We start from the raw sequence: 21,911 nt of genomic DNA on the forward strand, positions 1-21,911 counted from the left end.
TGGAGGGACTTGAACCCCCACGCCTTGCGGCGCCAGAACCTAAATTTCACGAGTATTCAATTTAATCAAACTCTTAGCCTTAAAGTTTCCCAAGACATATCGTGAACAAAGACGGAAACGAGATCAACATGGATGAGTGTGCTGTTAAGCTAAACCCGAATCAAACTATATGAAAAACCAAAGTTTCCATATGTGGCCATGTGGAAAATCGTTTATCACAAATTGCGTAACCGAGCGTAGGCAGAAATGGTACAAAGCGCACATATTGGCATCAGCAAGGCTATTTCTGACAGTGAAATCAACATTTTTCAGGTTTACGGCGAACGTCGATCCGGTACAAATTTCATTGAAAAATTGATTAAGAAAAACACCACTTTAAAACCTGTTAGTAGGTTTGGATGGAAGCATGGCATACCCACTTATCCAATACTACCAAGCTGTTGTCTTTTCATCGTAGTCGTGAGAAATCCAAAGGATTGGCTCCAAAGCTTTTATCGTGCTCCCTTTGAGGTGGACCCTGGGATTTCTAAGCTATCTTTTTCGGATTTCATACGAGCTGAATGGGAAAGTATTTATACCCCCTTGGATTCAGGTTGGTCTAGGCATGGGTACGATTTGAATTATCGATTGGGCCGTGGCGAAATCCTTCAGTTGGATCGTCACCCTATTGAAGGGCGCAGGTACAAAAATGTTCTGGAGTTGAGAAGTGTAAAGTTGGCTGGGCATCTTTCGATTTTAAATCGAGGAGTTAACGCACTGATTGTGCGTAATGAAGATATTGTAAACACAACAAGTGATTTACTATTTTTACTAGCAACGGAATTTGGAATACGGTGCAAAACTACTCCCACTCCGGTTAAAAATAGAGTTGGACCAAGCTCGACGCGCCCGAACGCAGACACGATGTTTAAACCAGAAGACTTAGATCACATAACTCAAAATTTGGACCTCAAGTTAGAAGCTCGTTGCGGTTACTCGATTTAGACCCCGTTCTGGGAAATTTTGGTTTTTCCTATCTCAAAATTCGTTGAGGCAACAATAAGAGATATTTTTCAATATCTTCTAATGTTAATTTTTCTCTTCTGACAAACTCCTCCAAACAAAGACTGGCGAGATCAAATGCGCCAACAACACTGTCTGCCAAGATACAAAGCTTAGATAATTGCTCGTCGCTGAAAGATTGTAGGGTTCGAAGATCTCGGATGAAGAACGCATCCCCATCCACTATCTGAGAAAACGCTCGTCGCCGAAACTTCGTTCTTAACGAACGGCTACCCAAAACAGGTTTCAAGAAATCGAAGCTATGGAAAATGAATCCTTGATCTCTCAGCTCCCTCTCAAGATCACCGAATGTTGGTTCCTTTTCATACAATGGAAAAAAGCGAACTTCAGTTTGAACAATCATTGCTTCAGCTAGCTTATTTCGAGCATTTGAAATAACGTTTAACTCTCCACCTTGAATATCGATCTTCAAAAAATCGATGGGGGGCACGACTCCCAAGTCATCTAGCCGATCGGTAGAGATACTTTCCACATCTGCTATCTGCATCGGTCTTTTGAATCCGAGGTAGGTTGCACTTTTTAGGTCAGGCTGAAAAAGCGAAGAAAATCCAGAGTGCCTCGTCAGAAAAAGTCTTTCTTGCCCACCATCTCCAAGTGCTCGGCAGTGATAAGTTTCGTTAGATGCGGCTTTACTCAAAAGTTCTTGGTGAGCTTCAGGATTTGGTTCGAAGCCAACTACTTCAGCTTGGCCGTGTGCAAGCAGGTGTAGATAAGAGGGATCACCTTCTATTGGGTTTGCACCAACATCAACAATTTTAACAGGTTGGAAATACTCTAGTCGATCTATTAACCACACCAGCCTTTCAGTTTTTTCGTTGTTTTCATCAATATTTACTCGGCCACGAACGGGCGATTCTTTAGCCCTATCAAATGTCCTCGACAGTGCCCTGCCTACATGATCCGGTGACGTTGCCAGTATTTTTCTCAATCGGTTTTTCTTCAAGTAACCCTTTTGACCACCTTGAATTCGTTCATATATTTTCGCCATCGGAACTGAAGGGTGTACAACAAGTGTGTCATCATGGCGTTTTTCAACGATTTCATGCAAGTGAGGAGGGTTTGTATCAAAATAGTCTCGGTGAAAAATATCCACATAGTCATAGAGATCAGTAACGTCGAAGCCTCCTTTGTGAGCAGCGGTCGAGAGTATGGCTTCATCGTTTACGCGAAGTGGTAAATGGTGGTTTTGAACCCTTTTCCTAAGCGAGAACATTTCGGGGATCAAATCTGCGCTTACTCGGGTGAACGGAAAAATACATCCATAGTTCGCGTCTTCTCCAATTTGCGCCAGTGGCTTTGAGAACTTGCGCGGTCTATCAAACCTTCGCAAATCAGCAGCAACTGCGTCACTATTATTTCCTTGCAGGATGGCTTTAACCTTTTTCGCTCCGGCATCGCTCAAAAAAACATCGGACTCTATCAAACAAAAATAATCATAACCTGAAAGTTGGTTTGCAGCGGCATAATAGCAGTAGTCTCCGCACAGCCAGCCCCAGTCTCGTGGATGAATTTTGAATTGCCAATCTGCCAGAACGGATTTTGACAAAGAAACTTTTGTCGCGTCTGGGTAGTCTAGGACGCCTTTTGTTTCGTCGCATACAACAAACGTGTTGGGTGAAACATTGCTTCTCAGACAGTCTAAGAGCCTCTGAGTTTGCAAGTTACGTTCGTGAGTTCTCACAAGGAAGGCAGTTTTTTCTATGGTCATAAGAGACTTTTGGAATCGAATACAGGCTTTGGCAACCAGACCTATCAACTAGACAGCTGAGAGTTCTCTAACGGAATTAAACGTATTTGTTCGGACAGCAACTTTGCATTGGATTAAGAACCTGCCGTTTCCCTGTCATAAATGCTTTGTAGCACGTTTCAAGAACGAAAGGTGAAAACGGGAAACAGTATGGGAAACTTTCTGCAAACGGGACTAGGCAAAGGCATCAACAAGAATATTTTTATCTTTTAATTTCAATATGGTGCGGGTGGAGGGACTTGAACCCCCACGACTTGCGTCGCCAGAACCTAAATCTGGTGCGTCTACCAATTTCGCCACACCCGCATCGCTGACATCACCTGTCAGATTGACCGGCTCAATAGCAAAGCTTGAAACCAAGTGCGAGAGGGAAATTGAGCCAACATGAAAGATTATTAAACACAGCCCCGTAGCGTCACGTGGGCAGTGCCTTCTCTGGTCAGTTCCAGCCGGGCAGGTAGCTTACCTTGCCGCCGTTCAAGTACGGCTATCCGCCCCCCTCAAAAGAGATTCGGAGGTCGTTGCACCCATTTTTCAGGGCCCCGAAAGATTCTGAAGCGCCCGTCAGGGAATGCCGCTGCGACATTGGAAACCTTCAATAAATCCTCTGCCAAGTCACAGATTCTTGCGTAGCTGCAAGGCTTCAAAGCCCCCGCATCACATTTGCGCCACATTTCAAACGCCAAAAAATCTTATTCGCGTCAAACAAATTCCGCCTTGCCAGTAATTGATGGAGGCAAGGACTTAGTGAGTCTTTTTGCCCTCGGGCACCGTACGAGTTTTTCTGCTCAACTCTAAAACAAGGGTCGGAAACTGTGACCAATTTGATGACTTCTGCCGCAGCCGAGCAAGACGCCGTTGGTCTTGCACGCGAAAGTTTTCTTGGTGAACTCAAAACCCTGAGCCGCGACCACCCGGACACGGGTTTTGGGGTCGCGCTGCGCACACATTCTGGCGGGCATTACCTGCTCGCAAACTCACGAATGCCGTTGCCCGAAACCAAGTCTGCGGGGTTCCCGACCGGACGCCGTGTCGCCTGCCTTGAGAACAGTGAGCAGTTCAGCTCGATCGAAGTTCTCGCCGACGAGCGCGCGTTCGAGAAGATTTCCCCAAGCGCCGAAGCTGCCATTCTGGGCAACGCTTTGAATTTGATTGCTCGCATTGACACGCTGACCAGTACTCCGACCGACCATGGACAGCATCACATGGCGGCGACAGGAACCGGAGGCTAACCATGGCGCGCAACGACCATCTTCTGTCTGTCGGCAATGAAGCGCTGACGCCAATGACCTCGGCAATGGCTGCGCTGACGACGCAGATTGACCAACTGACAGAGGTGGCAGACGCCCGTTCCTCTGCCCGTCTCGCTACCCTCAAGACGCGCATGGAAAACTTCTCGGCCAGCGTTACGCTGGTTGGGCAGGTCAAGGCTGGGAAGTCCTCGATTGTGAACATCCTTGCCGGGCGCCCTGCGCTGCTGCCATCGGATGTAAACCCGTGGACATCGGTGGTAACCACACTGAACATCAACACCCGCACCGAAGGCGACACAAAGTCCAAGTTCACATTCTTCGAGCAGGAAGAGTGGGACAACCTGATGGTCGGCGGGGGTCGTTTGGGCGAACTGGCGAACCGGGCCGGTGCCGATGACGAAATGGACGATATCCGCCGTCAGATCGGCGAGATGAAGGCCAAGTCAGAGGAACGTCTGGGCAAACATTTCGACCTGATCCTTGGTCAGAGCCATCAGTATGACTATTTCGACGAAGAACTGATTCAGCGGTACGTCTGTCTGGGCGATCAAGACGACCCGGACATCAACCCAAAGACCGGGCGGTTTGCGGACGTGACCAAATCTGCGGAACTGTTCATGGACATTCCGCAATATCCGATCTCGTTGAAACTCTGCGATACGCCCGGCGTCAACGATACTTTCATGGTGCGCGAGCAGATTACCCTTCGCAGCCTGCGCGGGTCCGAAGTATGCATTGTTGTTCTGGCGGCAAGCCAAGCTCTGACGACGATGGACATGGCGCTGATGCGGATTATCGCCCAGTTTGAGAACCGTCAGATCATCTTGTTCGTAAACCGGATCGACGAACTGGCAGATCCGGTCACCCAAGTCCCTGAAATTCGCGACCGAATTCAGGACACTTTGAAGCAGAACAATATCGACACCAACACCAGCGTCGTATTCGGCAGCGCTCTTTGGGCAGAAGCCGCCATAACCGGAAACCCTGATATTCTGAATGAAGATTCCCGTCAGGCGCTGAACACATTCTATCTGGCCGCTGGGTTCGGAGATCAGGCGCCTTCGCTGGATAAGATTTGGGCGTTGTCCGGCCTGCCGGATCTGCTGTTGGCTATGAACGAACGCATTGCAGATGGTGCCGGTAACCGTCTTCTGGACCGAGTCCGGCACAAGGCCCGCAACATCGCGAGCCAAATCCGTGCCACTGCGGTCGCCAAAAGCCTGTCCGCCGGTGAAGGCGTTGTTCGTGATCTGGATGGCGTATCCACCGAAGACGCAATCGCGCAAGTCGCTGAGCAATATGATAAGAAAGCGGCTGAACTGACCTCATCCCTGCGCGAAAAAGTACTTGAGAGACTGACCTCCGCCGAGGCCAACTTTGTCAAACGGGCAACAGATTCTCTGATAGCTCATCTTGAGCAAAACGGCGAGGAAGGTACTTGGCAATACGACCCCGCAGGGCTGCGGACCCTGCAAAAAGCGGCCTATTTCAGCTTTGCTCGTTCGATGCGCAAAGAGGCCGGGGCGTTGTATGGCGCGGCAGCAGCCGACATCGAAGCCCTCTACCAGAAACTACTGGGCAACCATTTGGGCGAATTCACGATCGAAGCGCCTATTGTTCCCCGTGTGCCGCCGCCGTTGGGGATCGGACGCACCATCGCCCTGGACCTTCAAAGCACCTGGTGGCGCCGCTGGTGGCAGCGTCGAAAGGGATTTGAAGCCTATGCAGCGGACTACACTCGTCTGATTGCATCCGAAGCAAACTCGATCACCAAGGATATCGAAGAACATCAGATTGCAGCCGTCCTTGAGAACGTTCGGGCCAGCCTGTCGGATTTCATGCGTGAGCAGAAAGAAACGTTGCTGAGCATTTCAGCAGCGGCCGAAAAAGACCCAAGCCGCAATGCAGCATTGATGGCCGGTATGACGGCAAGAAAATCACCCGACGACATACTGGGCGACATCCTAAAAGATCTTAGCAACGAGGCAGCATAAGTAGCGATATGGCAAAAGATTCACAAACCCGCTTCGTCTCTAACAAAAAATGGGAACGCATCGAGCAGTGGTCCCGGCGCAAACCCGTGTTCGCTCTGATGGGCGAGTTCAGCGCCGGAAAATCCACATTGATGAACTTTCTTTTGCGCTCGCACGCATTGCCCACACAGGTGACGGCGACGCAGTTGCCCCCGGTTTGGTTTAGTTGGGGCAAGCAATCCGCCTATGTGCAAGGTCACGATGGCAGCCGCGAAAATATCGGGTTGGATCAGCTTGAATCTGTTGGGGTAAACGACGCCCAGTTCGTTCGCATTTTCCTGGAATCAGACATTCTGGAAGCTGTTGATCTGATCGACACGCCCGGCATTTCGGATCCCAAGATATCAGACGATGTCTGGCGGCGGGCGGTCGGCCAGGCAAATGGGGTGCTGTGGTGCACCCACGCTACGCAAGCCTGGCGCGAAACCGAGAGGGCAACATGGGTTTCCCTTCCCGAGAGACTTCAGAACAACTCGTTGCTGCTGGTCACGCGGGCCGATGTTCTGGGTTCCAAAGACCGCCAGAAGGTACTGCGCCGCGTCAATCGCGAGGCAGGACACTTGTTTAACCGCTCTATCCTGTTTTCAGCGCGGGACGCTATTGTCGCCCGAGACAAAAGCGGTGACGCCGAGCTGTGGGCACGCTGTGGCGGCGGAAAGATGGTCGACAGTTTTCTTGAGATTACTGAGCAAATCATGGGCAATCGCGCCGAAATTCTGTCTCGTTACCAAATAGATAGCGGCCTTCAGGCTTCGACGCGCGTGCAACCGCTTCGACCTGAAAAATCCGCGAGTGGTTCCAGCCATTCGCGGCCACTGAAACTGGTCGATCCCGTTCAGGCCGAGGACCCATCGGCAGCCAACGACGAGGTTGTGACCAATTTTCCAGTGCGCCCTGCCCGCGTTGAAGCGCGGTCGGGCGAAGCGGAACGGGCACCCAGAATCGACGCTGGCGAGGCTGATCGTTTGAGGGCCGAAATGGGAGCAGCGCCACTGGCGGATACACCCGAACAGGAAGATGATCTGCGCGCGTTCTTCAAGGAATCGCCCAGTCAAAACCTCAACCTCACCGATTTGCACTCGTCATCGATCGAAGCAGACCAGATCGACCCGATAAGTGATGAGGAATTTGGTGACGATGCCGGGATTGAACTGACATCTGCAGCCGAGTTGGACCAACCGGACGATGCTGCGTCCGAGCCGGACGCCTTTGTGGAGTCGCTGGAAGGCAAGCTGGCAAACCTGCCCGAACAAGCCGAGATCGAGGAAGAAGTAGCTGAAAGCCAGCCCGCAGACGTTTCCGTTTCCTCTATCGCTGCGCTGATGGCTGAACAAACCTCCGACACAGACGATGAGTTTGAACCGGAACCTGAATCAAACGACCTGCACGACATGCAAGTCGTGCCACTAACTAATGTCGAAGCATTGAACGGGCCGGAGCAGAACGAGCGGCTTGAGGATCTATTGAACGTTCCCGCCGGAACGCTGATTAGCGCGGCGGCAATGTGGCGCGAGATCACGCAGGACGAAGAACTGCCCCAAGACGCAGATGGATTGAAAACAATGTTCCAGTCCTTCCTTCAGGAATTCGACCAGATCGCGGCAGAACATAACGCGCGCAGTTCCAAGGGAACGATGCCGACCATTCCGAAACCCGACAAAAACAACGGCCCGGAATGGCATGTGTTGTAGATATCACTAAGGCAGAGAAACAGGACGCAAGATGTCTATCGAAGCAGCTTTAAACACCGCGATCCACACCATACCCGACTGTATAGCAGCCGGGTATGTCGATATGGAAACGGGGATGTTGCTGGGAACAAGTTTTGCCAGCCCGGAAGACGCACGCGCGCTGGACAGCTTGGCGATCGCTGTCGCCAACTTGTTTCAGGGACGCGGCATAGGTGGGTTTGAAGAACTTCTGCGTGAGGCCGACTCTGAGGGGTCCGAAAAGACGGGTTTTGGGGAAATTGCGGTGTTTTCCAAAGGTCGGCTGAACATCTTTCTGCGCACTTCGGCCTATCCTGATCATGTGATCTGCTACACATGCCGCGACAGCGCGAATGTCGGATTGGCTCTAACGAAATCACATCTCAGCCTGGGGCCTGTCTCGGCTGCAGTTTAGACAGGACCAGAGGGGGTCTCGACATGATGGACACTGAGATACTCGATCTGCTCGAGGACATTGGGCGCACGACAGTAGCGCGTCTCAATCCCGCAGTTACTCTGACCGGAGAAACCGCTGCGGCAAGGCGTGAACAAGTGCTGCGCACCATTCGCGGCACGGTCTTGCCCCGGCGACTGGAGTTTACGGCGGCCAACGGCGATTGCCTGGCGATCGAGGTTAACAGCTCTCGGGTGACGGATGTTTTTCGCGTCCGGTCCGGCTTGGTGCCTGACTTTGAAACCCAGCAGCGCGACGCGCTGGCCGAAAGTCTGGCGCATCTCGTGTCCGACATCGCCTCGGCACCGGGTCCGCTGGAACTTATATCGCTTCAGCCAGATATCGCGCTTGAGGCCGACGATGTGGGCATTACGTTCAGCGAAATTTCCAAGGCCTGTCTCGCGATTGAGTTGCCGTCCGAACCGGTCGTTTCGATTGTCCCCGATCAAACGACGTCTACGTTGCCAGATAATCCGCCTGTTTCTGACCAGAGCCTCTCAAGCCGGTTCTATGACGGCGCAGATCGTTGTTCCCTTGGGCGGATTCAGGCAAGCAAACAAGACGGAACAACCCACCGGTCCGACGGTGCCTGCGCCCCGGACCAGCCCCTGCATGCGGGTCAGAACCTGTTGAAAAAGTTTGCTGATGATCTGGCCGGTTGGGATGGTGACGCGCTGGTGGAATTGGACTATCCGCAGCTTATTGTCATGAGACCCTCGGGCGGGAATGGCACAGCCTTGGCCGTCCTGCACGATGCCAACGAAATCACAGTGGCCGTGCACGAAGCAAGAAAACTGGGTGCCGTCGTCAATCTTTGGAAGGATCTCACCGAGGACGCGGAATGAGGTCGTTCCAAAAGTTCAAATTTTCAACGAATCCTTTCCTTAACTAGGATTCACCAGGGTAAGAGTTATGAGTGAAAATCAACGACGTGAGTTGATACGTATCGCCGAAGAAATGCACCGAGTCAGCAACGATGAGACCCGGCAGTTCATTTCTCGTATAGTCAGCGATCTTTCCAACCTGAAACCGTCCATCGCGTTTGTGGGCCAAATCAAGGCCGGAAAATCTCGCTTGATCAATGGCTTCACGGCGCAGGCCGGATACCTTCCGTCAGACGTAAACCCGTGGACAACCGTGATCACGGATATGCATTTTGGGCACCCGTCAGGTCGAACAGACGGTGCCGAGTTCCATTTCTTCGACAATCGCCAGTGGCAATCGCTCATCGCTGAGGGCGAAGAGTTGCGCAACATGTTCCCGGATGACGAGGACAGCTACAAGCGCGAGATGATAGAAGAACAGGTCGATGCGATGAAAACCCGCGCCAAGCTGCGCCTGGGTGAAAGCTACAAACACCTGCTGGGGCAACATCACGACCTTGAAAAGCTGACTTCGGACGATCTGGCGCGCTATGTATGCGCGGGCGATGAGCCGTCAGAGGACGGCACGCTTGATCCTGGGTCGGATCGCGGTCTGTATAGTGACATCACCCGCAAGGCCGAAGTGTATTTTGATATCGGTCACTTCCCGTTTCCGGTGACCGTCACGGATACGCCGGGCGTAAACGATCCGCTGCTGATCCGCGAAGAGATCTCTCGCCAATACCTAAAGGAATCTGATTTCTTTGTTGTCGTGCTGTCTGCGCATCAAGCGCTGTCGCGGGCTGATCTGAAACTGTTCCGATTGATGCAGGCACTGGAACTGGGTCAGATCGTGGTCTTTATCAACCGCGTAGACGAGCTGGGCGAGGGCGCGGATGACGCTGCCAAGGTGCGTACCGATGTGATGGACGGTTTGGAAAAGGCACTTGGAAACTCGGACATCGATGTTCTCATGGGCAGCGCACAGTGGGCTCACTATGCGCTGACAGGTGACGAAACCGGAGTGAACCACGACCAGATACTTGCATGGCTGCGTGCACATCCCGAGCTGATGAAACAGTATCTGGACGGCGTTGAAGAAATCAAAAAAGGTCCTGGTCCTATCAGCCGCGAAGGTGTCTTGCGTTTTGCGGCCATGATCGCTTCGGGTCTTCCTGATTTGCGCGGGTATGTGACCCGCGCCCTGAACGATGGTCCGCGCAACGAGCATCTTCACATGGCCTGGCAGCACCTTCACAGCTTTGCGCAAGGCGAACTTGAGCGGACCCAGGCACATCTGCGCGCCATCGAAAGCGAAAGCGCGAACACGCCGGACAGTGGGTCAGAGAATGACAAGACACTTGCGCGGCTGCGCACGCTGGTCAGTGACAAGACCGCAGGAATCGTCAACGATATGGATGAAGTCCTTGCCAACCTGCGAGGGGTAATGGACGACACCGTAGCCGAAGCAGTTTCAGACGTTGTGCGTGGACCAAGCGGTTCTTCGCCCTTGCTGGCCAAGGGCGGCGAGACGGAATTGAATTTTGGCCCCCTGCGCGACCGCATGCGAGAGCTTGTTCAAGGCGCGACACAGGTTGTGCGTCAACGAATGCTCAGCGAGCTTTATGCCATTGATATGCAAAGCAATGCTGCTTTGCGCTCATTGCCCGGATGGCAGGACACAACTGATAACCGGATGAACACCAGCGCTGTCAGGTGGTTCCGCCCGGACACCACCGCTTTGACACGCGGTATCACCGTTGAGTTGCGAGTCACCTGGCTATCGCGCCTGATATCGCGAAAGAGTGTTGTTTCGCGTGCTGAACAGATGATCGTGCAAGAGTTCGAGATGATTGGCGACGATCTTGTGGACACTGCCCGTGGGGACTTGATGGAAAGGCTGAATACAGTGCTGGATCACTATCTGGCGTTGTTGGCCGGCCACCTTGAACACCGGTCCGGTACTGGCGAGACCAACGCACGGGCCGAAGCACAAGAGGCGTTCGACAACGCTCAACGTGTTACAGACGAACTGGACGCCATTTTTGGCTCTGACCCCTCACTCAATAATTTACCCGAGGCCGCAGAATGATCGAATTTCCTGGAACCCAGCAGGAAGTCCGAAAGCTGGAACGCTTTCTGAGCACCACTGAAAATCTTCCTTCAGACCCGGTGCTGGACGACATGCGCGCGCGCGCACTGGGACATGCAGAGCGGCTGTCGAATTCGGTCAATATCGGCTTTGCAGGCGAATTTGGCGCAGGTAAGTCCAGCCTGGCCAATATGCTGGCCGGGGCCGATATTTTGCCGACAGGTCCCCAGCACTTGAAACTGCCGCTGGTGATAGTCGCTTATGCCGAAGCGCCTGAGACCACGGTTGGATGGTGGGGCAAGGAACCCAAGGTTTATTCCGGTATCGCACTTGAAAAAGCAGCGGCCGACAATCCTGACTTTATCTCAGTCGGACTGAACACTCCGGCCCTTCAAGAGATTTCATTGTTTGATTTGCCGGGCACCGGGGCGCTGGACGAATCCTACAAGCCAACACTTGATTTGCTAGAGTTTGTCGATTGCGCGATCTGGTGCACAAACGGCGCGAATGCCTGGCGCGAGACAGAACGCCACCTGTGGTCACAAGTTCCACAGAAGTTGCGCGACAACAGCCTTTTGGCCGTCACCCACGCCGACTTGCCACCTGTCCAAGAAGCCATGGACCGGGTACTGGCACGTCTGGACAAGGAAAAGGACGGAATGTTCCGTTCGGTGGTGCCAATCGGAACCCCGGTCGCGGTTCGGGCAATGGCGCAGGAACCTGAGCCTGATTTTGATCTGTGGGAAACCTGCGGGGGCCAAAACCTGGCCGAGCAGGTGCTGAAGATCGCATCAAACCGCCGATTGTCAGACTTAGAAGCCGCACGAACTGAGATAGACCGCGACTTTCAGCCCTATCTGGATTCGTTGGAGTTGTCCGAACCCGCTTCTGACCGGCCCGAGATTTCGCCGATGCATACGGCACTTGAAGCCTCGATGCCTCCGCTGGAGAACCCAATTCTTGAAGATTGGCTGGCAGCGATTGCAAGCATCTATGAAGACCTGCGCGAAAACTCTGATATTGAGCCTTCCGCGTTTCTGAGCAGTTGCCAGGAGATTGTCGAAGATTTCGCCGAACGGCTGGAACAATCAGGCGAGATCAATCCAGATGCCGATTGGATTCCCGGCGAGTTTGAAAAGGCCACGGACCTGTTGCTCTTGCTGCAATTTGAAAGCGGCGATGCACCCTTGAAGGATGCGATCAGTATTCTGGCGCAACTGAGCGACAACCTCGCTTGGGCCGGCAGCCGGGTTGAAGCCCTAAAGTCGAAAACCGGAACCTGATTTTTCACGCCTAAATTGAGCGTCACGGCAGCGATTCGAGCGCAATGGAATCGAGTCGCTATTGTTTCGGAATCAACGACCAATCCACGAGAAATTGGTACTCAGTCCGCGCTTTTAACATCCCCACAACCAACATGTAGTGGCAACCGTGACGCCCTATACCTCATCTAGTTGATCGCCAAAATCAGTTCTCAGTGAAGCCATGAGGCGGCCCCAATAAAGTCAAATTTGAAACGTCTAACGTTCTTTAGTGTCCTGCGGTTGTGTTTGGTTGTGAGTAGTTGGGCAGTTTGCCCCGTTGAATGAACCGCAAAACGATTAGAACGGGCGGGAAGAAATGAGCCACAACCAGGCTGTCGGCGCAACGCACGACGAACCGAAAATAGAAGGACTTCAACCGGGCGCCAAGCTCTTGCGCGGACAGTATGAAATCCTGCGCTTTCTCAGCAATGGTGGTTTCGGGATCACGTATCTGGCTCGTGACAGCCTCGAGCGGGACGTGGTGATCAAAGAGTGCTACCCCGGCGCCTTGTGTCACCGTAATGGGGATCTCGTCGAACCTGTTGAACCCGGCTACGAAAACGACCTGCGGTCTATTATCGAGCTTTTCATTCAGGAAGCCCGCAATCACGCTCGATTGGTACATCCCAACATTGTGGATGTGCATCAGGTCTTTGAAGACAACAACACAGCCTATATCGCCATGGATTTCATCCGAGGGTGCGATTTGTTGGACTATGTTGAAAACCCCGACAATGACGCAGGCCCAGATTTCATCGTCCAGGTTACCGAAAAGATGCTGTCGGCGGTGTCCTTCGTCCACCAAAGCGGCATGTTGCACCGCGATATCTCACCAGACAACATCCTGATCGACGAAAACGGTGAGCCCGAGTTGATCGACTTTGGCGCGGCCCGGGAACAGGCCGCGAACCAGTCCGCGGCCCTTCTGACCCTGCGGGTGATCAAGGACGGGTATTCGCCTCATGAGTTTTACGTTCGAGGCGCGGAACAAGATCCCAGCAGCGACCTGTATGTCCTTGCTGCCACGCTGTATCACGCCATCAGTGGCGAACGCCCCATTGACGGCCAGACCCGACTGAACGCGTTCAACAACAGTCAGGACGACCCATATAAGCCCCTGACAGGCCGGTTCAAGGGTTATCCTGAAGGCTTCCTCGAGGCGATCGACAAAGCAATGGAAGTACACGCGACGGACCGCGTTCAAAGCGCGCTGGACTGGTTGCGCATGTTCCGCGGGCCGGGTGTGATGTTCGACACGTTCGCCTACCGCCCGGTTTCAGTCATCGTCGCGATGGATCGCAAGGACGAAGCCGCCGAAAAAGCACGGATCAAAGCCGAAAGCGAAAACGCAGAAGCCGTCGTAACCGCACTGCTGGCGGGGAACCCGGACATTGCACTGGGCAACGAAGACAAAAAAGAAGAAGAACTCGCGCAGTTCGCCCCAAAGGAAGAACCTCCAGTCGCCATAGATACAGTCGTCAAAAGCGGTTCGGGCGGCAGCGGCAAGTTGGTCGCGGGCACGGCGATCCTCGTCGCGGCACTGGCCGCCGGTGGTTTTTTCCTGACGGCTGGCAAGGAAGCTGCGACCACACAGGACGATGAAACCTTACTGGCACCAACGGCCGACGTTGCCGAAAGTGCAGACGAGGCAGTGTCTGAACAGGACGATGTGCCAACCGAAAGCGCCCCAGAAGTAACGCCCAAGCAGGTAGCAACAGAGCCAGAGCCTATCGAGCAGACCCTGGACCAACCGGCAGCTACACAAGAGGTCGAAACCTCAGCAGCCGACACCCCATCGCAGGCACCTGCAACCTCCGAGGCGGTCGAACTGAGTGAAACGCAGGTCGCGTTTTCCCACTGGGACGTTGAAATACCGTTTCAAACCTCAAAACGCAGGGCTTCTACTGGCAACGTGATCGCGATCACTGGCGTAGATAGTGCGCAGGACATGTCCGTGATCGGCGAGTGGGTTCAACGTGGTGCCGCGATCTACACCCTAAACGGCAATCCGGTGCAGGCCGACGCCAGCTTTGCCTCGCAGGTTCTTCGTGACCTGAATGTGGACCCTGACGGTTATATTCGCGTTACAGCTCGATACCGTCCATTGGGCGAAACACGCGCAAAGAACGGATTGCTGGCCCTGCCAGCGATGCGCATGGTCGGTCTGAAAAACGGATACGGGTTCACGATCCGCAATTCAAAGGGCGAAGGCTGGACAACCGTCGCCGAAACCGTTCCGTCCACGTCATCAGGCAGTTTGCGAGCTGGCGACATTTTGCTGTCGGAGACACAGACCGGTATCAGGCTTGACGGACCAGAAACACTGGACGCTGTCATGGAAGCCCTCGTGTCCGAAAACCACCCGCAGGCCCGTTTGACTGTGTTGCGAAACGGTGCCGAGGCGGATGCCATCATGCAGTTAGCGCAGGAGTGATCTGACCGGTTCATTTGTAGTCTGCCAGTGTGTTTTTGCTGAGGGATGCGCCCCAAAACCCGCGCATCCTGACGGGGACCGGCCCGTCGCGGAAAGTAAGAGTGACTTTGGTTTTTATCATCAGTGCCGTTGCGCGGTTCCGCGCAGAGGTGAGTAGCAGCCCCATGGGACAGAAGTCCTGTGGCCAAAACAAAGGTGTCGTCACCATGTTCAAATACAAAAGCCCTCTCAGCCGGCTTCTAGAAGGTGCCGGCAAACCAAAAGAAACCGAAGCCGAAGACGTAGCGGCACAGGACACGGAAACCGAAGCCGAGAAACCCGAGCCGATCGCGGATTTCAACGCTCTGCGCGAGGCGCTTGCAGGCGGCAATATGTCGAGTTCCGAAAGCTACGAGGAATCAGACGAACTGCTGCCCGAAGAAGAAATGCCAGAGTTCCCCGAACAGCAGGACGAAGACTCGGAAAAACTTGAAGCCGAGGATGAAATTGTGATGACAGAGGTCATCGCGGAAATTCAGGAAACCTCTGACGAGCCTCAAGAGTCGGAAGACACCGATTCCGAGCCGGTCGTTACGCTGCACGTAGCGAGCGACGAGCCAGAGGAAGAACCAGAGGTCGTTGTGTTCGACGCCACGCCGGAACAGCAGGTTGTCGAAGTCGTTGCCGAAGACCCTCCTATTCAGGATAAAGCACCTGCAGCGGACACGGCAGAAGACGTCGTAGCAGCTCCAGCCCCTGCACCGGCGGCCTCGGATCGTCGCGGTCGGGTCAAAACGACTTTCCTGGGATTTGAACGCGCAGATACACATGTTCAGGATTTGATCGAGACTACGGAACCCATCGACAAGACAGAGTCTGCCCAGCAGACTTTCCCGGTTGGTTGGCTCGTGGTAACGGCCGGTCCGGGCCGCGGCACCAGCATCACACTGTCCGAAGGTCTGATGCAGATCGGGCGCAACGACGATCAGGCTATCCAACTCGACTTTGGCGATACCGGTATTTCCCGCAGCAATCATGCGGTGATCGCCTATGACCCCGAAGATCGCAAATGTTATCTGGGTCATGGCGGCAAAGCCAATTTGGTTCGCCTGAACGGCAAGCCGGTTCTGAGCACCGTAGCGCTGGCCAGTGGCGATCTGATCCGCATCAGCGAAACCTCGATCCGATTCACAGCCTTCTGCGATGACGGCTTTGACTGGCGGGATTCCTGATAGATGCTGGCGAGCCCGGCATATGACATTGCGTTGATCCTCGATCAGGGTCAGCGCGACACACAGGAAGATGCCGTTGCTGCTCGTATGTTCGATGCAGCAGACGCCGCATACATCGTCGTCGCGGACGGCATGGGCGGTCACGCCGCCGGAGAGGTCGCGTCCAATCTGGTCATCAAGGCTTGGCGTGACGCTCTGGACCCCGAACTGGAGCAAGCTACACCGTCCGAGAACGCATTGATCGACGCGCTACCAGTGGCGGCAATGCTGGCCAACGCCGCGGTCGAAAACCACTGTGAAGAACAGGGCGGCGGCCTGAAAATGGGATCGACGCTGTTGGGCGTCCTGCTGTTGGCCCAGCGTGTGTTCTGGATCTCGATCGGTGACAGCCCGCTGTATCTGTTCCGCGACGAAGCCTTAAAACAGGTCAACGAGGATCACTCGATGGCGCCGGTCATAGACGCTCAACTCGCCCAGGGTATTTTGACCGAGGACGAGGCCAGGTCGCACCCTGACCGCAATCAACTGACGTCGGTCATCATGGGCGCGGCCATTCCAAAGGTGGACTGCCCCGAAACCCCGCTGAGCTTGACAGGAACGGATATTCTGATCGCAGGCAGCGACGGGCTGCAATACCTCGGTGACTTGGAAATTCAAGCCATTCTCGAAGCCAATACTGATGCACTTGCCCGAGATATAGCCGACGCGCTGTTTCAGGCGCTAAGGGCCAAAAACGATCCCGACCAGGACAATGTGTCAATCGGTGTCGTGAAACTCACAATAAATGAATGAAGGCAAAGCGACAGGACCAATGAGACCCCATCTGATCATATCCAGCCTGGCACTTGCTGCCGTAGCGGGCGCCGCCTCAGCGCAAGAGGCATGCTCGACCTATGAAATCCAGCGTGGCGACAGCCTGCGCGAACTCACCATAGAAGTCTATTCCACCGAAGACTTTCGCATCATCTATGACGCCAACCGCGATGTGATCGGGAAAAACCCGAACGTCATCCGTGTTGGTGACGTTCTGACGTTGCCCTGCCTCGAAGACATCGGCCGCGCGACGCAGCTTCCACAGACAGAGGCCGAGGCGATGGCCACTGAAATGGCGGCTGAACTGGTCAAGGCTGCCGAGGACCGTGCTGCCAAGGCAATTGCAGAAGCCAAGAAAGCCAGCGAAGACGCTGCTTTAGCCGCCAAGGCAGAGGCCAGAGAGGAAATCGAGGCCGCACGCACAGAGGCTGCGGCACTGATCCGAAATGCCGACACGACCGAGCGTCCGGGTATACGCGACCGGCAGTTGTTGCTGATCACAGGGGGCAACTACGCGCCCTTCACTGACGAAAATCTGCCTAATCGCGGCCTGTACACAAATCTCGTGGAAACCGCGATGCTGCGCGCCGCACCCGAACAAGGGTACAAGATTCAGTTCGTCAATGACTGGTCCTCGCATCTTGATCTGCTGATGCCGACACTGGCCTTCGATGCAACCTTCCCCTGGTCACGTCCGAATTGCGAAGAGACCGCTTCGCTGTCTGAAAATGACCGTGAGCGGTGCGAAACTTACAATTTTTCAAACCCGTTCTATGAAGTTGTGGACACATTCTTTGCGCGGGAAGGGTCTGGTTATGAACAGACGCTGACTTATGCCGACTTTGCGGGCACTACGATCTGCCGCCCCGAAGGATGGTCCCTTTCACATATGGATTCGGTCGGCCTGTACGAGCCTGCAATCTCGCTTATGCGACCGGTTTCACCAGATGACTGCTTCCGCGCATTGATGGACGGAACCGCTGACATCGTCGCCATCGAAGCACACCTGGCCGTCGAAGCAATCGGCCGCCTTGGATACGAGCACCGCATTATCGAAAACCCCAACCTGGCGGCGATCAAGTCGCTTAACGTCATGACCCACAAAGATAATCCGGATGGGGAAGCGATCCTTGAGACGCTCAACCAGGGTCTAGCGATCATGCAGCAATCAGGAGAGTGGCGCGACATCGTCTCAACCGCTCTGCGTCATCAAATGGAAAATGGCTAAGCCCCCCAACGGCCGCACACTTATACAGTCTGGAGAAAGTGGATGTTCAATTCTAATCTGAAAAAGGTCGCGCTGTCGACCACCACCGTCACGGTCCTAAGCGCCGGAGCTGCCGCCGCGCAGGAAGCCTGCAGCAACTACACGGTTGCCGATGGCGACACGATGGCAACAATCGCCATCGCAGCCTACGGCACCTCGAACTATCAGCCGATCTTTAACGCCAACCGGAATGCGATCACCAACCCCAACGCGCTTGAGCCCGGACTTGTTCTGGCCCTGCCCTGTGAAGACGGCAGCCTGCCGAATGGTCAGAGCGCACAAGAAGTGATCGCGGCGGAAGAAAAGCGTGCCGCAAGCATCAAGCGCTCGAACGTCTATGCTCCGCCGATCAAGTTGGTCGCCGGCAACGGATGGGAACCCTTTACAAGTGAATCCCTCAGCGGCGGCGGGATCATGACCCGTCTGGCCACAACAAGCCTGCAGCGTGCAGGCAACAGCCGTGACTTCTCGGTCAGCTTTGTGGATGACTGGGGCTCGCATCTGGACACTCTGCTTCCGCTCGGCGCATTTGACATCTCGATCGCGTGGACCATTCCGGACTGCACCAACCGCACTTATGAGTGGTCGGCTGAAACCGAAGCCCGGTGCACACAGTTCGTCGCCTCCGTTCCAGTTTATGACGTTGTTGGCGGCTTTTACACATTGCCGGAAAGCGAATACACGAACGCAACAACCTTCAAAGACCTTGAAGGCTCAACCATTTGCCGCATGGCAGGCTGGAGCATGGTTGTTCTTGAAGAAATCGGTCTGAACCGGACAAATACCACCGTCGTTCAACCCAACACGGCGCGTGAATGCCTTGACGCTGTATTGACGGGCACTGCGGACGTTGCCGCGTTTGAGGTTGAACTGTTCGCCGCGACCATGAAAGACATGGGTTTGACCTCGGCCGACATAGTTGAAAACCCCTATGTTTCCACCTTGTCGTCGATGAGCTTCCTCGCGCACCGCACTAATCCCTTTGCTCGTGAATACGTCGCGATGATGAATAAGGGTCTGAACGAAATGCGTGAATCCGGCGAATGGTATGCGATCATCTCGGACACACTGCGCGAGCAGAATGAAAAACTGAACGCAGCATCGAACTGATACAACGACCAAACCAGTTGATTTGGGGCCAGTTGTCGAACTGGCCCCTTATTTTTTGCAAGCCGGGCGAGTTCTATCTGAATCGCCAACAAAAAAGGGCCGACTCTAAGAGTCGGCCCCTGTCTTATTTCTGGCGCCCTAGCCTTTCGGTTCGGACGCTGTTGATCAACCAATAAGCGCATTCAATGTCGCGCTGGGACGCATGACCGCTGCGGCCTTGGCGGGATCAGTGTGGTAGTAGCCGCCAAGATCGGCAGCCACACCCTGAGCCGACGCCAGTTCGGACAGGATCTGTTCTTCCTTATCCGCAAGCTCTTTGGCCAGAGGCGCAAATTCAGCCGCCAGCGCCGCGTCGCCGGATTGCGCGGCCAGCGCTTCGGCCCAATAGCGGGCGAACCAGTAGTGACTGTCACGGTTGTCCGGCTGACCCACTTTGCGGCTGGGTGAGCGGTTGTGGTCCAGAATACCCTGTGTTGCGGCTTCGGCGGCTGCACCCAGAACACCCGCCTTGGCATTGCCTTTGCTGTCGGCCAGGAAATTCAGGGATTCACCCAAAGCACAGAACTCACCCATCGAGTCCCAGCGCAGGTGGTTTTCCTCGACCAACTGCTGCACGTGTTTCGGGGCAGACCCACCAGCACCTGTTTCAAACAGACCGCCGCCATTCATCAGCTTGACGATGGACAGCATCTTGGCCGAGGTGCCCAGTTCGAGGATCGGGAACAGGTCGGTCAGATAGTCACGCAGCACGTTGCCGGTGATCGCGATCGAGTCGTTGCCCGCCGTGATCGTCTCCAACGACTGGCGCGTCGCTTCGCGCGGGGCCATGATCAGGAACTTGTCGGCCACACCAGCAGCCTCAAGCGCCGGTTTGACGTATTTGATCAGCTCGGCATCATGGGCACGGTTTGCGTCCAGCCAGAAGATCGCCTCGGACCCGGTCAGGCGCTGACGGTCTATAGCCAGCTGAATCCAGTTCTCGATCGGGGCTTTCTTGACAGTGCAAGAACGCCAGATATCGCCCTTTTCGACTGCATGCTCATGCAACGTCTCACCATTGGCCAGAACGATGCGGATGGTGCCATCGGCAGGCGCTTCAAATGTGGTCGGGTGAGAACCGTATTCTTCAGCCTTCTGCGCCATCAGGCCCACGTTGGCGACCGCGCCAGCGGTGGCCGGGTTCAACGCGCCATTGGCTTTGAAGAAGTTGATCGCTTCATCATAGACGGGCGCATAGCAGCGGTCGGGGATCACGCAGTTGGTGTCGCCCTTGGCGCCTGTCTCATCCCAGCCCTTACCGCCTGCGCGGATCACCGCAGGCATCGAGGCGTCGATGATCACATCCGACGGCACGTGCAGGTTGGTGATGCCTTTATCGCTGTCGACCATATACATGGACGGACGGTCGCCCTTGATCGCGTCGATGGCGGCCACGATATCGGCATTGTCCTTGACCCGATCCAGCAGGTCACCCAGACCCGAGTTCGGGTTCACACCCAGCGCATCCAGTTCAGCACCGAATTTGTCAAAGACCGGAGCCAGCCACGCCTTGACCGCATAGCCAAAGATGATCGGGTCCGAGACCTTCATCATCGTGGCTTTCATGTGCAGCGAGAACATGGTGCCGTCGTTCTTGGTGTCTTCAATGGCGTCCGCCAGGAAGGAAGACAGCGCCTTGACCGACATGAATGTCGCATCGGCCACGGTGCCCTCGGCCAGCGGCCAGCCGTCTTTCAGAACGGTGGTGCTGCCGTCTTTACCGACGAATTCGATCTTGGCGTCACCTGCCTGAGCTGCGGTGATGGTCGCCGATTTCTCATTGGCGTAGAAGTCATTGCCCGACATGGACGAGACTTTGGTCTTGCTGTCCGAAGCCCACTCACCCATCGAATGCGGATTCTTCTGAGCATAGTTCTTCACAGCACGCGCGGCGCGGCGGTCGCTGTTGCCCTCGCGCAGAACCGGGTTCACGGCCGAGCCTTTGATGGCATCAAAACGCGCGCGGATCGCTTTTTCTTCGTCGGACGAAGGTTCCTCGGGGTAGTTCGGGATATCGTAGCCCTGCGCCTGCAGTTCTTCGACGGCCGCAACCAACTGCGGTACCGACGCCGAGATGTTCGGCAGTTTGATCACGTTGGCTTCTGGCGTCTTCACCAATTCACCCAAAGCGGCCAGATCATCGGTAATGCGCTGTTGCTCGGTCAGGTTTTCCGGAAAAGTCGCGATAATGCGCCCAGCCAATGAAATATCCTTGGTGCCAACACTGACGCCCGCGGCCGAGGCGAACTTGCGAATGATGGGCAGGAACGAGGCGCTGGCCAGTTCGGGCGCTTCGTCTACAATGGTATACAATATGTCGAAGTTCGATTTATCTGCCATATTCTTTTACCTTTTTTAAGCCTTTCGGGGCGTGCGATCCAAGAGTTTGCCACGTTTGCGTGGCGTGGGTGGGGCGCGTCTATCCTACCGCCCCAACGGTGACTCTGATTTGACAGGGCTTCCCTTAAAACACGTTTGGCTTGGGATCAATCGCATCTGGATGCGCATTTTGACACGTTT

The 21,911-nt window shown here is 54.6% G+C and carries 15 protein-coding genes and 1 tRNA gene; 13 read left to right on the plus strand and 3 right to left on the minus strand.

The window, feature by feature from the left end; translation table 11 throughout:
- Positions 1-246: 246 nt before the first annotated feature.
- On the plus strand, positions 247-984 hold the full coding sequence (locus ACR0LH_RS14870) for a hypothetical protein (RefSeq protein ID WP_480721563.1): 738 nt from the start codon (positions 247-249) through the stop codon (positions 982-984).
- A 28-nt stretch (positions 985-1,012) separates the two neighbouring features.
- Here ACR0LH_RS14870 and ACR0LH_RS14875 read toward each other — a convergent pair whose 3' ends face one another.
- Positions 1,013-2,770, minus strand: coding sequence for an FkbM family methyltransferase (locus ACR0LH_RS14875; protein ID WP_480721564.1), 1,758 nt, complete (start codon positions 2,768-2,770; stop codon positions 1,013-1,015).
- Positions 2,771-3,030: 260 nt separating this feature from the next.
- Positions 3,031-3,115: transfer RNA gene (locus ACR0LH_RS14880), tRNA-Leu, on the minus strand.
- 521 nt (positions 3,116-3,636) lie between these two features.
- On the opposite strand from ACR0LH_RS14880, the gene ACR0LH_RS14885 reads away from it, so the two are divergent.
- The 12 genes from ACR0LH_RS14885 (at position 3,637) to ACR0LH_RS14940 (ending at position 19,352) form a co-directional block, all read left to right on the plus strand.
- Positions 3,637-4,041 (plus strand): hypothetical protein, encoded by a 405-nt coding sequence (locus ACR0LH_RS14885; protein WP_480681469.1) that lies wholly within the window; start codon positions 3,637-3,639, stop codon positions 4,039-4,041.
- Between the two features lie 2 nt (positions 4,042-4,043).
- Positions 4,044-6,056, plus strand: a complete 2,013-nt coding sequence (locus ACR0LH_RS14890; RefSeq protein WP_170485886.1) for a dynamin family protein — start codon at positions 4,044-4,046, stop codon at positions 6,054-6,056.
- Positions 6,057-6,064: 8 nt separating this feature from the next.
- Positions 6,065-7,786: a dynamin family protein gene (locus ACR0LH_RS14895; protein ID WP_480721565.1), complete on the plus strand. Its 1,722-nt coding sequence runs from the start codon at positions 6,065-6,067 to the stop codon at positions 7,784-7,786.
- Between the two features lie 31 nt (positions 7,787-7,817).
- On the plus strand, positions 7,818-8,219 hold the full coding sequence (locus ACR0LH_RS14900) for a hypothetical protein (protein ID WP_170552310.1): 402 nt from the start codon (positions 7,818-7,820) through the stop codon (positions 8,217-8,219).
- A gap of 23 nt (positions 8,220-8,242) precedes the next feature.
- Positions 8,243-9,103 carry a hypothetical protein gene (locus ACR0LH_RS14905; protein ID WP_170415941.1) on the plus strand — a complete coding sequence of 287 codons (861 nt, stop codon included), beginning with the start codon at positions 8,243-8,245 and terminating at the stop codon, positions 9,101-9,103.
- Positions 9,104-9,170: 67 nt separating this feature from the next.
- On the plus strand, positions 9,171-11,213 hold the full coding sequence (locus tag ACR0LH_RS14910) for a dynamin family protein (RefSeq protein ID WP_170415943.1): 2,043 nt from the start codon (positions 9,171-9,173) through the stop codon (positions 11,211-11,213).
- On the plus strand, positions 11,210-12,496 hold the full coding sequence (locus ACR0LH_RS14915; RefSeq protein ID WP_170485890.1) for a dynamin family protein: 1,287 nt from the start codon (positions 11,210-11,212) through the stop codon (positions 12,494-12,496). The genes ACR0LH_RS14910 and ACR0LH_RS14915 overlap by 4 nt, the downstream gene beginning before the upstream one ends.
- 337 nt (positions 12,497-12,833) lie before the next feature.
- The gene (locus tag ACR0LH_RS14920; protein WP_480721568.1) at positions 12,834-14,951 is read left to right on the plus strand and encodes a serine/threonine protein kinase; all 2,118 of its coding nucleotides are present in this window, start codon (positions 12,834-12,836) and stop codon (positions 14,949-14,951) included.
- Positions 14,952-15,052: 101 nt separating this feature from the next.
- Positions 15,053-16,162 carry an FHA domain-containing protein gene (locus ACR0LH_RS14925; protein WP_480721569.1) on the plus strand — a complete coding sequence of 370 codons (1,110 nt, stop codon included), beginning with the start codon at positions 15,053-15,055 and terminating at the stop codon, positions 16,160-16,162.
- A 3-nt stretch (positions 16,163-16,165) separates the two neighbouring features.
- The gene (locus ACR0LH_RS14930) at positions 16,166-16,954 is read left to right on the plus strand and encodes a PP2C family protein-serine/threonine phosphatase (protein ID WP_480721570.1); all 789 of its coding nucleotides are present in this window, start codon (positions 16,166-16,168) and stop codon (positions 16,952-16,954) included.
- A gap of 19 nt (positions 16,955-16,973) precedes the next feature.
- Positions 16,974-18,203 carry a transporter substrate-binding domain-containing protein gene (locus tag ACR0LH_RS14935; protein WP_170415951.1) on the plus strand — a complete coding sequence of 410 codons (1,230 nt, stop codon included), beginning with the start codon at positions 16,974-16,976 and terminating at the stop codon, positions 18,201-18,203.
- 42 nt (positions 18,204-18,245) lie between these two features.
- A complete protein-coding gene (locus ACR0LH_RS14940; protein WP_480721571.1) occupies positions 18,246-19,352 on the plus strand; it encodes a peptidoglycan-binding protein LysM in 1,107 nt (368 codons plus the stop codon).
- 165 nt (positions 19,353-19,517) lie between these two features.
- Here ACR0LH_RS14940 and ACR0LH_RS14945 read toward each other — a convergent pair whose 3' ends face one another.
- Positions 19,518-21,731 (minus strand): NADP-dependent isocitrate dehydrogenase, encoded by a 2,214-nt coding sequence (locus ACR0LH_RS14945; RefSeq protein ID WP_170563298.1) that lies wholly within the window; start codon positions 21,729-21,731, stop codon positions 19,518-19,520.
- Positions 21,732-21,911: the final 180 nt, after the last annotated feature.

The organism is Ruegeria sp. CL6, from assembly GCF_056536465.1.

Bases quoted from the DNA above. Each gene is read 5' to 3' on its own strand.
- ACR0LH_RS14905 (WP_170415941.1), top strand. From the start codon at position 8,243: ATGATGGACACTGAGATACTCGATCTGCTCGAGGACATTGGGCGCACG.
- ACR0LH_RS14930 (WP_480721570.1), top strand. From the start codon at position 16,166: ATGCTGGCGAGCCCGGCATATGACATTGCGTTGATCCTCGATCAGGGT.
- ACR0LH_RS14945 (WP_170563298.1), bottom strand. From the start codon at position 21,731: ATGGCAGATAAATCGAACTTCGACATATTGTATACCATTGTAGACGAA.
- ACR0LH_RS14915 (WP_170485890.1), top strand. From the start codon at position 11,210: ATGATCGAATTTCCTGGAACCCAGCAGGAAGTCCGAAAGCTGGAACGC.
- ACR0LH_RS14890 (WP_170485886.1), top strand. From the start codon at position 4,044: ATGGCGCGCAACGACCATCTTCTGTCTGTCGGCAATGAAGCGCTGACG.
- ACR0LH_RS14900 (WP_170552310.1), top strand. From the start codon at position 7,818: ATGTCTATCGAAGCAGCTTTAAACACCGCGATCCACACCATACCCGAC.
- ACR0LH_RS14920 (WP_480721568.1), top strand. From the start codon at position 12,834: ATGAGCCACAACCAGGCTGTCGGCGCAACGCACGACGAACCGAAAATA.
- ACR0LH_RS14910 (WP_170415943.1), top strand. From the start codon at position 9,171: ATGAGTGAAAATCAACGACGTGAGTTGATACGTATCGCCGAAGAAATG.
- ACR0LH_RS14870 (WP_480721563.1), top strand. From the start codon at position 247: ATGGTACAAAGCGCACATATTGGCATCAGCAAGGCTATTTCTGACAGT.
- ACR0LH_RS14875 (WP_480721564.1), bottom strand. From the start codon at position 2,770: ATGACCATAGAAAAAACTGCCTTCCTTGTGAGAACTCACGAACGTAAC.
- ACR0LH_RS14940 (WP_480721571.1), top strand. From the start codon at position 18,246: ATGTTCAATTCTAATCTGAAAAAGGTCGCGCTGTCGACCACCACCGTC.
- ACR0LH_RS14935 (WP_170415951.1), top strand. From the start codon at position 16,974: ATGAGACCCCATCTGATCATATCCAGCCTGGCACTTGCTGCCGTAGCG.
- ACR0LH_RS14885 (WP_480681469.1), top strand. From the start codon at position 3,637: ATGACTTCTGCCGCAGCCGAGCAAGACGCCGTTGGTCTTGCACGCGAA.
- ACR0LH_RS14895 (WP_480721565.1), top strand. From the start codon at position 6,065: ATGGCAAAAGATTCACAAACCCGCTTCGTCTCTAACAAAAAATGGGAA.